This is a genomic window from Aporhodopirellula sallentina SM41 (assembly GCF_000346505.1).
GTDB classification, from domain to species: domain Bacteria; phylum Planctomycetota; class Planctomycetia; order Pirellulales; family Pirellulaceae; genus Rhodopirellula; species Rhodopirellula sallentina.
This window is the reverse complement of sequence record NZ_ANOH01000428.1, coordinates 41,391-54,394: the sequence shown is the minus strand read 5'-3', so window position 1 is coordinate 54,394 and position 13,004 is coordinate 41,391. Positions and strand designations below refer to the sequence as shown.

Here is a 13,004-nt window from a genome sequence, read left to right as displayed (position 1 = left end):
AGTACTTGCCGAACGTGGACTACAACGAACAGACACCGTTCGATCCGACGGAAGTGTTCAGTTACGTGGTCGAAGACTTCGGCCCAACCCGCATCCCAGGTTCGGAAATCCCTGATCCTGACGCGGTCGGTTCGATTGATTACACGAACACCAACAACCGGTCCGCACCGAAGCAGATGACGTTGACGACCCGTGCGGTCAACGACGCCCCTCGATTTGATTTCAACGAAGGGGTGTTTGTTCTCGAGCGAGATGACCTTGGCCAGCGGAATATTACCGACTGGGCGAGCAATATCTTGCCGAGTGAGTCGACCGCGTTGGACGAATTGGCTACCCAAGGTGTGCGTTTTGAACTACAGGCCGCATTGTCATCGATCCCGGTCGGATTGTTCGCGGTTCCGCCAACTGTTACGGAAGATGGAACGATGCATTTGACGACATCCGTCGATGCAGTTGGTACCGCGGAATTGGTCTTCAACGTCGTTGACTACTCGCTTGCCAACGACCCCGGTTTCGTTTCGAAGTTTGTTCAGGTAACGACAACGGTTCATGTGCAACCGGTCAATGACGCACCTCGCTTGGATACGTCGGTTGTGCCGACTCCGGTGGACACGAACGCGAGTGTGGACGACCGCTATCAAATTGAGTCGGACGGTACCTTGGTGATCACCATGACCGAAGACAACCAAATCAACGGTGGTGGAACGTATCGGATCTACCTCGAAAGAGAAGACGCATCGGAACGTCCTGGTCTGTTGGATTTGTTTACGGCAGGCCCGCTCGACGAAATCAATGGTGGCCAGACCGTCGTGGGGCTTCCAACGACAACGTTGGATGCACAAACGTTGGCACTGACCGGGTTCCCGTCAACGACAACACAAGGTGGCACGCTCGTGCGTGGTACTGAGCCTGGAGTCGATGGTCGAGAATACCTGGACTACACGCCGCGGATGGATCAGAACTTGGACACGGTTGGGTCCGACGGATTCTTGTACACGGTGCAAGATGACGGGCAGACCTACAATCTCGGGCTGACTAGTTTTGAGTTGGGGATCCTTCGCAGTGATCCGATGACGTCGACTGGGCGTGTGAGGATTCTCCTCAATCCGGTCAATGATGCTCCGTTGTTTGAGGTGGATCCTGCTCGTGTGAGTGGCGGTGACGTTGTTGTGACGGTGACCGAGGGGGCTCCTGCTGGGGTGACGTTTAACCTGATCGCCGATCGGGCGGCTGGGCCTGTTGGGGCGACGGATGAGAACGATCCGGTAAACGGTCAGAGTTTGAGTTATGTGATCACTCCGGATCCTGCGGTCGCGTATCCCGGTGCCTTCACGACACCACCGGCGGTCGATTCGCTCGGACGTTTGACGTTCGCGGCCGGTACGGACATCTCCGGAGACTTCGTCTTCAATATCATGGCCGTCGACAGCGGTGCGAATGATCCGACCGGACGGGGAGATATCAATACCTCAGCATTGGTTCCGTTTACGATCTCGATCACGCCGGTGAACGATCCGCCTGAAGTGAAACAGGGTGAAGACGGTGTCGTTTCGGCGACGATCGCCGAGGAAGGTTCGACCACCATCACCGAAGCGGAGTTGTTAGCGGAATTCCAAGGTGGACCAACGGCACCGGCGGGTAGTGGTGCGATCGACGAGTCGACCCAAGGACTCATCATCTTCTCGGGATTACCTACCGATGGTGGACCTGCGGTGACGACGACCGGTGGCGGAACGATCACGCGAATCGGTTCGACGTTTACCTACACACCGGCGATGAACTTCGCCGGCCAGGATGCAGTGATCTATCAAATCAGCGATACCGCAACGCCGGATTCGCCGAACATCTTCGGGACTTGGTTGATCAACGTGACCCCGGTCAACGACGCACCGGACCTCGGTTCGTTGGATCTGATGCTCGGGTTGCCCGAAGACGTCGGCTCGGTGCGGGTCGATGATTGGTTCGCGGATGTCACAGTCGGACCGGCCGGGGATTCACTCGGTGGAGGTCGTGCGAGCGATGAGATCGATGGTCTCGGTGCGATCCCTGCTCAGTCGTTTGCCTCGATCACGATTCGACCTGTCGCGACCGATGATCGCTACGAAGATCTGTTCGAATTTACAGCCGGTGATCTCGATTCCGTCGTGCGACGGGATGGCGACGATCTCGTGTTTGATGTCACACCTGGTGCATCGGGAGCGGCAACCTTCGAGGTGATCGTGACCGATGATGGTGACGATAACGCACCGAATGTTGCGACCGCGTCGGCTGTTCTGACGATTACGATTGATTCCTCGAATGATCCGCCGTCGTTCGATGTCGTCGGAGACAATCCGATCAGCGTCACCGAGGGAGACCCGCTGTATGTCGAAAATTGGGCGGACAATGTTTCGGCGGGGGATACCGGACAATCGGCTCGCTTTATCGTGAACGTCCCGGCCGGTGATGAGGACCTGTTCGAGGTTTTGCCATCGATCGATGCGACCGGTGAGTTGACGTTCCAGTTCAAGGAAGAGGCCAACGGAAGCACCGTGATCGGTGTCTCGCTGACCGACGATGCGGACCCAGACGATGGGCAGTTGTTGACGAGCGATGGCTTACCGGCGCTGACCACCGCGGAAGTTCAGCTGACGATCAGCATCACTCCGGTGAACGACGCTCCGGTCGCCAATGACAATGACTTCATCACGACGGAAGACAACGTTCTGACGTTCACGATCAATGACCTGCTCGGCAACGATACGGACATTGATGTCGGTGATGAGTTGACATTGGTGCAGACGGGGACACTTTCGACAACACTCGGTGCGTTGATCACGATCAATCCGACAACGGAGACAATCACCTACAATCCGCTCGAGACGTCCGCGATTCAAGAGCTGCGTCCGGGCACGACGATTGTGGACTCGTTCCAGTATCAGGTCAGTGACATCGCGGGCGAACTGAGCAATTTCGCAACGGTTCGTTTGACGATTTCCGGAACCAACGATGCTCCAACGGTTATCGATGACGTGATCGGTTTCGATTACGAGGAAAACGCTTCGGGAGCACCTGTCGCGAAATCGTTGACGCTGGCCGGAAACTCGATCTTTGAAAACGACTTCGACATTGATACCGGTGATACGATCGATCCGTTGACGTTCACGGTAACGATTCAGCCGCTCTACGGTGAACTCCGTCAGGATGCGGTCACCGGTGAGGTTACCTATCTGCCGGGTGACGAATTCCTAACCGTGGGCGGAGGCAAGGACAGTTTTGAGTACACGCTCAGTGACATCGGTGGACCAATTTCAGGTCAACCGAGCCCTCCAGCGACCGTGCAGATTGTCACCGTGCCGACGCCGACGATGGATCCGATTCGAACGGGAACGTTCAACAATGGAACCACGCAAGGGACGGCTGTTGTCGATCTCGATGATCTGTTTGCTTCCGCCGATCCGCTCGATCTGACGAAGACGGTGATCAAGGTCAACGGTCAAAACGGTTTTGCCGAAATCAATGCGAGCGGGCAGTTGGTTTACACGCCGGACCCTGGGCATACCGGGGAAGACACCGTCACGATCGAGGTGGAAGATATCAACGGTGTGAAGAGCGGCGATGTCATCATCGAGTTCAACACGACAGTGAACGAGCGTACGAACCCGGCTGCACCGACGGACGTCAATCGCAACGGTTTCGTTACTGCTCTCGATGCCTTGATGATCATCAACCTGCTCAACGAAGGGCTCGGTGGGTCCGCCGGTGGTATTCCGATCGGTGCGATCCCTGCCGATGACGATAGTTACTATGACGTCAATGACGACGGCTTCGTAACGGAGGTCGATGCGTTGCAGGTTATCAACATGTTGAACGCGCAGGATACAGCTCAACTGTCGAGCGAGCCGATCGCCTCGGTGTCTTCATCAGATCACGCCTCGGTCGATGGCGATACGAGCGCATCGGTTTCGACGGTTTCCTCGGGAACCGCGAAAGTGGTCGGAGGTGCCGAAATCGAGGGCGAATTGGACGTGCTCGAATTGATTGCGATCGACAACGCGGCGGAGTCTGCTGGTTCGGACAATGATGATGATTCGCTCGCGGCTAACCTAGACGCGGCGATCAGTGATCTGTTCTGATCTGATCAACGGCGAAGAATGACCACGCGGCGGACAATGCACCCCAACGTCTGCCAGCAATCACCTATCAAAACACCCCCTCGGCTCATTCGAATCGAGGGGGTGTTTTTGATTTTGACAACGATGTTTTAACAGCGATGTTTTGACAATGATGTCATGCCGAGCGACAACCGGGCGCGAGGCAACTGGTCATTCGCAGACTCGCACTCGTGGTGCATCACGATCAAGAATGAGAGTTCAAGGCCGTAGCGAAAGTCGCCAGGACTTTCGGTGATACACGAGCCCATCCGAAACTCTTGGCGAGTTTCGCTACCCTAAGTCTAGGCTTTGACGCACCACTAGACGGCTTGGCAAACGGCGACCTCATGAACCGGGAGGTTCATCGGCACCGTTGCCGGAAAGTCCGTCCGCATGGTTTCGGCGAGACGTTTCCGTGCGGTGTGCAATCGTCGTTTGATCGTTCCGACGGGCGCGTCGAACCGGTCGCTCATTTCGATCAACGATTGGCCTTGCAGGTAGAACGCCCGCAGGGTTTGTTGATCCATGTCACCGAGCCGAGTCAGGCCGACCCGAACCGCTGCGTCTCGCTCTTGAGCTTCGGCGGCGGTTTGAGGCGATGCATCATCGGTGCAGGTTGCTTCCAGGGTTTCTGGATCGCAGGCCACCGAAAGACGACCGCGGGTGACGCGGTTGATCGCCATGCGGTGAACGATTTGCCGCAACCATCCGCCGAATGCTTCCGGGACTCGCAGTTGGTCGACTTTTTGCATCGCTTGGATGAAAACGTCTTGCGCGAGTTCTTCGGCTTCGTGGGCGTTGCGGACTCGCTGCATTGCCAAGGCGACAATCGCGGGCCGGTATCGTTCGAACAATTCTCCGAACGCGTCCCGGTCACCCGATTGGGCTTGGACGACGAGTTGTGCCACCGTCAACGGTGCTTGGTCGACGGCAGAGTTGATCGGCAAGATCGGAGTTTGTGTTTCAGTGTTGTACGTAATCGTCATGATGAGTTTCTCCCCCTGAGGCGAAGGGGCGTTCCAATTTTCAAACTGCCAGTGAAGTGATTCAAAGATTCGATGTAGGAAGTGCGATTGAGTCAGGCGATCTTCACTCGAACGGATGGGCTGATTCGGCCGTTTGGACCGATCTGCGATTGGGAGCCTCTTCTCTGCCTTCATGGTGAAACGACTGTCGGAACAGTCACATGGCCTGAAGGAACAGGTGTTGGGGCGCCGAATCGGATAGGGCCTATCCGTGGGTGCGAAGTTCGTTCGAAATTGACTGAAACGAGTCAGCGGTCAGGACCGACGGGAGAGGTCGCCTAGGGGCAACATCCATCGAGGCCAAGATTTATCGAGGCCAGCCCGATGAAATCGATCGAGTCAAAAAACGCGGTTTCCGTCGTTTGGGCGTTAGCCCGCTGCGTGGAATCCCGTGCCTGTCGAATTCGCCGGCATGCGTGTTCGGAGTACCGAACGGCCTTTGAATTCCATCGATTGGGGGTAACCCCAACATCGCGACTGTGACGGACACGTTAGGTCCGTCCCGCGTGAGAACGCTGAATGTTTCTCACGTCCTATGACGGCAGGGATGCTGCCGACACTGGCATGAAGAGGCTTCCAAAACATCTCGGGGCGTTCAGCATGATGAGCCGCATAGGCCCGCCAACTGGTATCCGCGAGTCTCTCGGTGAGGGTCGTAATGCGCGACACCATTCCGACGAAACCATTGCACAAGATGCCGCTGACGCGGGTCGCACGAATGACGTTCAGTTTGGAAATCAGAGTTCGCATCGGATCCTCCCGGCACCTATTGAGATGGTGCGGTTTTGGAGCACATATTGGAAATGAATCTCACGAGCCTCGGTATCAATGTCCGAGTCTCCCCCGAGGAGGTCGCTGCCCCGAATGGCAATACCCCAAAAGGGCCATCGGTGAGACGATGGTTTAGAAGACTATTTCAGCAGAAGGTTCGCGCGGCTAGCAGGAAAATTTGTAAAATTCTCAAATATGTTTTCGAGCGAGCGGATGACGTTTCGCGAAAACGAAGCAATTCACGGGGGGTTCGTCAATGTTTTCTGCTTCGATGAGGAGCCAAAACGTCGCATCGGCGGCTCGGGGGAAATTTTGGCATGGTGCGACTTTTCGAATACCGACGCCGCTGAATGTCGCCAATTCCTCGCGTAATGCCGACGAATTGACGCCCGTCGCTAGCGGGTTTCGTGCAACCAGCGGGTTTCGTGTACGGTGCCGACGGACGCAGGGGAGAGACTGCGTTTGAATCACCAAAGCTCCACTGTCGCACGTCTCGCTCATCGGTCGCGGCAATCGGTTCTGCAGGCGTGGGAGTCAGTTGCCCCGTTGGTGTTCCCACCGGTCTGCGTCCTCTGTGGAGCCGCGACCGATATGGTCGAGACAGGGGCAGAGCGTGGAACCGGGGCGGGGCGAGCTGTGCCGCCGAGGCAGTACCGAACGTTCTGCCGGGTTTGCGAAGCGTCATTGATTCAGTCGGCACCGATGATGCAGACGGCGTGCGGGAAATGCGGATGGCCCCGAGCGGCTCGAACGCCCCGCGTGCCCTCGGCCGACCGCATCGATCGCGACCTCGGTTTGCCAACCGAACTCGAGGATTCACCGGATCTCGAGGCGGCACCGGATGATGCTCCCTGCGCGCGATGCAAGAACGCCAAGCGGGCTCATCGGTTTCAACGAATCACCCCGCTGTATCGTTATCACGACGTGGCGCGGGATGCGGTGGTGGCAGCGAAATACCCTCACAACTCCGTCGTGGCTCGTGATTTGGCGAGTCGTTTGGCCGCGCGTTGTTTGTCGCGGTGGCCGGAATTGGAGGAGAAGCCGGAATCGCCGGGGAAGAATCCGGAACAAACCGAGAACCCCGCGCCGACCTCGGCTGGATCCATGGTGCGCTCGCTCGCCCGAGAGGCCGGGCGGATTGTCCTCAGTGGAAACCGTCTGCCGCCGCGAGGCGTTCCCGTGGTGACCAGTGTTCCGAGTCCGTGGCTGCGTCAGGTGCGTCGAGGCGGCAGCGGTACTCGGATTCTCGCGGAGTACACCGCGAGTTTCTGGGGGCTGCCGTATGCGGCGTTGTTGAGGGCGTGCCGATCCATTTCCAAACAAGCGTTGCTCGATGACGAGGAAAGGCGTGCGAATGTGCGCGGTGCGTTTCGAGTTCGGGCGAGGGCGAGGAAGCTGATTGCCGGCCGTGAGATCGTCCTCGTCGATGACGTGATGACCACGGGAGCGACCGCGGATGAGATCGCGGGGGTGCTGTTGGAGGCCGGTGCGGGCAAAGTTTCGCTCGCCGTCGTCGCGATGGCGTTGCGAGACGATTGACCGAGATGATTGGCGTTGCGTGGTAGAGAAAAAAGCGGATATTCGGTTCAACCCGACCGACTTTGTCGCCGTTATCGCTTTTACATCCGCGTTCACGTGCTACAGTTTTCCAAATGGGCAGATTGTGGGGTGAGCCGGATTTTGTAGTCTGGGGCTTTTCTTCACCCCGGTTTGACCGCAAACGCGTTTTAGTACCGCGTTCTTTTCGATAGCGAAACGTTTCGATACTGGACCAATCCGATCCGGCTGACTTCATGACAAACCCTCAGGACCCGCCTGCTCACGGCGAATCGCATTCGACCGCTGCTTCGGAAGAGGCTGTTTTGGTTGCTGCGCCGACCACAGCGATGGGTGGTGCCCGTCGTGCGGTGTTGCGAGGTCTGGGGGTCGTCCTGCCGCCGCTGTTAACCATCGTGGTGTTGATTTGGGCGTGGAACGCGATCGAGAACTATGTCCTCGCCCCGGTCGAAACGGGCATCCGTAAAACGCTGGTCTTGAGTCTCGCCGATATTCGCGAGAGCGTCCCCAAAGGGGCTTTGCGAGACCCTCAGTCAGCGATCGCCGAAGGCGGCAAGGGACGCGGATTCACCTATCAAGGACTGTACTACGTACCGGACCCAACCGGGCGTCGCTATCTGCCCGGTTACGTGGTTCAGGAAGTCGACAACGAGATCGATGAGTTCGGGTTGACCGCGGTCGCGCCGAATTCAGCCGCCGCCTACTGGGATCGTTACGTTCAACTGCGGTACATGCCACGATCGGTGGTTGTCCCTGTTTTCTTGATCGTGTTCCTGTCGCTGTTGTATTTCCTCGGGCGTCTTTTTGCCGGCGGTATCGGGCGATGGTTCTTGAGCACGTTCGACGCAACGATCTTGCGGATTCCGATCGTCAACAAGGTCTACGGTAGCGTCAAACAGATCACCGACTTTGCGTTTGATGATCGTCAGATCGAATTCAACCGAGTCGTGGCGATTCAGTATCCACGCGAAGGGATTTGGTCGTTGGGATTCGTCACGGGCAACAGCATGCGTGAGATATCCGAGGCGGCCGGCGAACCAATGTTGAGCGTCTTGATGCCGACCAGTCCGATGCCGATGACCGGGTTCACCGTTACGGTGCGACGCAGCGAAGCGATCGATTTGGATTTGACGATTGATGAAGCGATCCAGTTCGTTGTCAGTTGCGGTGTGGTCGTTCCGCCTCAACAACGTTTCGATTTGCCAGCGAAAGAAAACTCCGGCAAAGCGGTCATGAATGGGGCCAGTGTGAATACATCGGTTCCTGCGGGCCAGGCTCAGTAGTCGAGTCTCTGTCGACACTGGTTGCTCATCGTTTTTGAAACCGCCTTAGATTGCGGTGACTCGTTGGACGCGGTGGTTGTTGCTGTCGAGGACGTGGGCCCGACCGGAGGAGTCGATCACGACGCCCCAAGGTTGATACAACTGTCCGGGATCGTGTCCGGGCGAACCCCATACGCCGACGAGTTCACCTTCGGCGGTAAATCGTTGGATGCGTTGATTGCCGTATTCGCATATCAAAACCGTTCCGTCGCGGTCGATCGCGAGGTCGTACGGGTAATGCAGTTTGCCGGGGGATTTTCCTTCGTCGCCCCAGATCCCGATCATCTGTGGCGTTTCGTCGTTGAGGTCATACCGGACGATGCGATGATTGCATGCGTCGGCGATCCAAAGTGTCTCGCCGTCGATGACCAAACTTTGCGGCCGTAGGAAACGTCCTGGTTCTTCGCCGGTTCCGCCCCACGATGCAATGAATTCGCCGTCGGCGGAGAACTTTTGAATCCGGTCCGAGGCACCGTACTCGCCAATGTAGACGTTGCCCTGTTGGTCACTGACCGCATCGGTCACGAACGCGAACTCACCGTCGGCCGATCCACTGACGCCACCGATTTGTTGATCGTCCTGCAGTTCACCATCGGGGCTGAAAACTAACATGCGATAGTAGTGTGTGTCGGCGACGAGCAAGCGCGGTTCGGGGGGCCCGTTGGCTTCGCCGGAACCGCCTCGTTTGTCGAACGATAACCCGGTGGGGCGTCCGTTGGCGGTGTCGGGAACTTTCCAGGTTCGCAGGTGATTGCCGTCGACGTCGAACACTTGGATGCGACCGGTCGTGTCGACGATGTACAGGTTGTCATCGGGGTCGATGGTGATCGCGCGAGGTTTTAGAAAGCGACCGTCGCTGAGTCCCCGGCGGCCCCAGACGAGATCCACTGGGCTCGGCCCGCCCGTCGAAACGCAGCCGGTTGCGGGAAGGATCAGCGGAACGGAGAGAGCGGCAGCCCACGTCGCCAAACATTTTCGACGGTTGGGGCGTTCTTCGCGTACTGGATAGGCATTCGTCATCGACATAGGATAACCGACCGGCCCAGCAAACCCGAGCCTATGTGAATTCGAGCCGAACGGCGGAACAGAGCTTCTCTGCGGATCCGAACGTATCTGTAGTTTTGGGCGAACGGATCGAGTCGAATTGCAAATAGAATCCTTGGTGCTTCTCTTCCCCAAAATTCACCGCGAATGATTTACGACCTGCAGCAAACCGACGACCCGCGAGATATCGTCCACCGCAGCGTCCAAACACTCGTCGAAGGGGACATCATCGGGCTGCCCAGCGAGACGGTCTACGGAGTCGTCGCCAGTGCGCTCTGCCCGGAGGCCGTTGAACGGATCGCGGCGATGGTCAACGCGACCCGACGCGATGATTCCGATGAGGAAACCGGTTCGTCCGCGACGACGGCGGATCGACTCTCCCCCGGGATTGTGCCGGGACAACTCGCACTTTGTCTTCGCAGCAGCGATGCGGCGGGGGATTACCTCGTCCCGCGGACGAAACTGACCCGGCGGCTGAGCGAACGCTGTTTTCCGGGCCCGCTGACGCTGATTTCCGAGTGCGATCCGTCGGTTTCGGCGGCGGGCATGTTGCCCGAATCGGTATTGTCCGTCCTGCAGCGTTTTGCGGCACCGGCTGATTCCGATTCCGGGGAGTCCACGGGATCGTCGTTACCAATCGCGTTTCGGGTTTCCAACCACCGATTGCTCAGCCATATCCACCGGTATTTGTCGGCGCCGCTCGTCTGGGCTGAGTTTTCGCAGGAGGGCGGTCAAGCGATCTCGACGGCGGAGAGACTCGATGCTCATTTGTGCAGTGTTATGGGAGGCAATCCGCTGCCCGTCCTGCTCGATGACGGCGTGAGTCGTTATGGTGGTGTGGGTACGATTGTTCAAGTTACAGGAAATTCTTGGCATCTCCTCCGCGAAGGGGTGATCCAGCGAGCCGCTATGAATCAGTTTGCGAAACCAGTGATTGTCATCGTGTGCACCGGCAATACCTGCCGGAGCCCGATGGCGGAAACCCTGTTGAGAGACCTCCTGCACCGCCGATTCGGCCGTGAGGACGTCGCTCGGGTGCTTTCCGCTGGTGTGGCCGCTCAACGAGGCAGCGGGGCGAGCCCGCAGTCGGTGGAGGTCATGGGCCGCCGCGGATTGGATCTCACGGGCCACTGCAGCCAGCCGCTCGATGACCCCCTGATGTCGATGGCGGACCTGGTTTTGACGCTCACTCGGAGGCACCGGGATGCGATTCTGGCTGCGTGGCCGGATCGCAAGGACCGTGTCTTCACGCTCCGTCGTGACGGGGGGGACGTAAGTGACCCTGTCGGCATGCCGGTGGACGTTTACGAGCAGTGTGCGGATCAAATTCGGGACGAGCTGGAGAAGTGGCTCGACGCATTAGATGACGATTTTTTCCCAAAAACATCTGACACAGAATCTCTCGAGGGCCATAATGGGCCCGGTAGCAAGGACGAATCGAGCAATTCCTGAGGAGGGTTATTTTGAGAGTTGGGATAGCGAGTGATCATCGCGGGGTACATATCAAGGCGAGATTGCTGCAAACATTGACATCTGCGGGGTTCGACGTCTGCGATGAAGGCACCGATACCGCGGATCCGGTCGACTACCCGGATTTCGCGATGAAGGTTGCTGGACGCATCTCCGAAGGCGATCTGGACCGCGGGATTTTGATCTGCGGCACCGGGATCGGTATGTCAATTGTTGCCAACAAATTTCCAGGTGTCCGGGCCGCGCTGTGTTATGACGAGGTGATGGTCGAAATTTCACGGCGGCACAATGATGTCAATGTTCTCTGCCTTCCCGGCGACTTGATCGGCGAGCGTCCGATCGATGATCTCGTCCTGATGTGGTTGCGAACCGAATTCGAAGCCGGGCGGCACGGTACCCGCGTCGACAAAATCTGTGCGATCGAGTCCACGGTCAGCACCGCCGACGAACAGTCGGCGGATTGCCCGCCGGCGTCGGACGCATCGGTTTCGTCTCGCGCGTCTTGATCTGAGGCATCGACCGACTTTGGCTGCTAATCGCATTGAACCGCAACCGTTCCCTCGCTGCTGGGACGACCTGATCGGTCACCATCGCCTGCGGGAATCGATCGCCATCGCAATCCGAAAACGGAGGCTCGGCGGCAGTTTGCTGTTTGTCGGACCGCCCGGAGTCGGCAAGACTTCCGCGGCGCTGCTGCTCGCCCAAACGATTCTCTGTCGTCGCAATTCTTCGGCGGACATGAACCCCTGCGGTCAGTGTCCCGATTGTGCACAGGTCCGCGCGGCGACGCATCCTGATCTGATTCAAGTTGCCAAACCGGCCGATCGCAGCCTGATCCCGCTCGAGGCGTTGATCGGCCCGGTGGAGGCGCGGCTGCAAGAAGGGTTCTGCCACGACGTTCATATGCGTCCGATGCAAGGCGAGCGGAAGGTTGCCATTTTGCACGACGCCGATTTCCTCAACGAAGAAGGCGCGAACTGTCTTCTGAAGACGCTCGAAGAACCGCCCTCTGATGCGATCATTATCTTGATCGGAACGAGTGAGCAACGGCAGTTACCGACGATCCGTTCCCGTTGTCAAACGATGCGGTTTAGCAGTCCGGTCGGGGCCGAAGGACGCGAGTTGTTGCGTCGCCATTTGGAGGCGATCGCCGGCGAAGGGGAACCGCCACCGACGCTCAGTGATGAGCAACTCGACGAAGCGATCGAATTGGCGGCGGGCGACATGCAGGTGGCCGCGCGGTTGGCGAGCGGGCAGAGCGGTGAGATTCGTGGAAAGCTGCTCTCGCAGCTCGACACACCGGTTCCCGATCCGGTGATTGTTGCCCGGTGCATCAACGAGCACCTCAACGAGGTCAGCAAGAAAGATGCACCGCTGCGCCGCGCCGCGTTGCGGGATGTGTGTGCGATCGCGGTGCAGCATTATCGCAGCCGGCTTCGGGCTTCGGCTCGCCACGGTCAATTCGATCACGACTGTGCCCGGCGACTCGATCGGACGATCCGTGTGTTTCGCGAAATCGACCGAAGTGCCAATCTGAACACATTGATCGATTGTTATGCGGCCGATCTGACGCTGGCAACAACCGGTGATCGTGGCGCCATCGGATAGGCAGTTCCCGTTGATTGACTTCACGGGCGGAAACGCACGATGGAGCGATCCGAGGACTCATCTGCCGATCGGCG

General features: G+C 58.1%; 9 protein-coding genes. 6 read left to right on the top strand and 3 right to left on the bottom strand.

Going from position 1 to position 13,004, the window contains the following annotated elements; genetic code table 11:
• A partial coding sequence (locus tag RSSM_RS27635; RefSeq protein WP_044303836.1) for a tandem-95 repeat protein occupies positions 1-4,115 on the top strand: 4,115 nt, incomplete at its 5' end.
• A gap of 338 nt (positions 4,116-4,453) precedes the next feature.
• On the opposite strand, the gene RSSM_RS27630 is transcribed toward RSSM_RS27635, so the two are convergent.
• Both RSSM_RS27630 and RSSM_RS27625 read right to left on the bottom strand, forming a co-directional pair.
• Positions 4,454-5,119, bottom strand: coding sequence for an RNA polymerase sigma factor (locus RSSM_RS27630; RefSeq protein WP_085980028.1), 666 nt, complete (start codon positions 5,117-5,119; stop codon positions 4,454-4,456).
• 408 nt (positions 5,120-5,527) lie between these two features.
• Positions 5,528-5,908, bottom strand: coding sequence for a hypothetical protein (locus RSSM_RS27625; RefSeq protein WP_008687567.1), 381 nt, complete (start codon positions 5,906-5,908; stop codon positions 5,528-5,530).
• A gap of 483 nt (positions 5,909-6,391) precedes the next feature.
• Here RSSM_RS27625 and RSSM_RS27620 point away from each other — a divergent pair, with 483 nt between their 5' ends.
• A complete protein-coding gene (locus RSSM_RS27620) occupies positions 6,392-7,468 on the top strand; it encodes a ComF family protein (RefSeq protein WP_144060168.1) in 1,077 nt (358 codons plus the stop codon).
• 254 nt (positions 7,469-7,722) lie between these two features.
• Positions 7,723-8,769 (top strand): DUF502 domain-containing protein, encoded by a 1,047-nt coding sequence (locus tag RSSM_RS27615; RefSeq protein WP_008687563.1) that lies wholly within the window; start codon positions 7,723-7,725, stop codon positions 8,767-8,769.
• A 45-nt stretch (positions 8,770-8,814) separates the two neighbouring features.
• On the opposite strand, the gene RSSM_RS27610 is transcribed toward RSSM_RS27615, so the two are convergent.
• Entirely contained in the window at positions 8,815-9,834 is a 1,020-nt protein-coding gene (locus RSSM_RS27610) for an NHL repeat-containing protein (RefSeq protein ID WP_008687562.1), read from the bottom strand.
• A gap of 165 nt (positions 9,835-9,999) precedes the next feature.
• On the opposite strand from RSSM_RS27610, the gene RSSM_RS27605 reads away from it, so the two are divergent.
• From RSSM_RS27605 to RSSM_RS27595, 3 genes are read left to right on the top strand one after another with little or no spacing between them, the layout of a single operon-like run.
• Entirely contained in the window at positions 10,000-11,304 is a 1,305-nt protein-coding gene (locus RSSM_RS27605) for an arsenate reductase/protein-tyrosine-phosphatase family protein (RefSeq protein WP_008687558.1), read from the top strand.
• 8 nt (positions 11,305-11,312) lie between these two features.
• On the top strand, positions 11,313-11,828 hold the full coding sequence (rpiB, locus tag RSSM_RS27600) for a ribose 5-phosphate isomerase B (protein WP_173403193.1): 516 nt from the start codon (positions 11,313-11,315) through the stop codon (positions 11,826-11,828).
• 19 nt (positions 11,829-11,847) lie between these two features.
• Positions 11,848-12,930 (top strand): DNA polymerase III subunit, encoded by a 1,083-nt coding sequence (locus RSSM_RS27595; RefSeq protein WP_008687555.1) that lies wholly within the window; start codon positions 11,848-11,850, stop codon positions 12,928-12,930.
• Positions 12,931-13,004 lie beyond the last annotated feature (74 nt).

Coding starts and splice junctions, on each gene's coding strand:
- RSSM_RS27630 (WP_085980028.1), bottom strand. CDS start 5,119: ATGACGATTACGTACAACACTGAAACACAAACTCCGATCTTGCCGATC.
- RSSM_RS27625 (WP_008687567.1), bottom strand. CDS start 5,908: ATGCGAACTCTGATTTCCAAACTGAACGTCATTCGTGCGACCCGCGTC.
- RSSM_RS27615 (WP_008687563.1), top strand. CDS start 7,723: ATGACAAACCCTCAGGACCCGCCTGCTCACGGCGAATCGCATTCGACC.
- RSSM_RS27610 (WP_008687562.1), bottom strand. CDS start 9,834: ATGTCGATGACGAATGCCTATCCAGTACGCGAAGAACGCCCCAACCGT.
- RSSM_RS27605 (WP_008687558.1), top strand. CDS start 10,000: ATGATTTACGACCTGCAGCAAACCGACGACCCGCGAGATATCGTCCAC.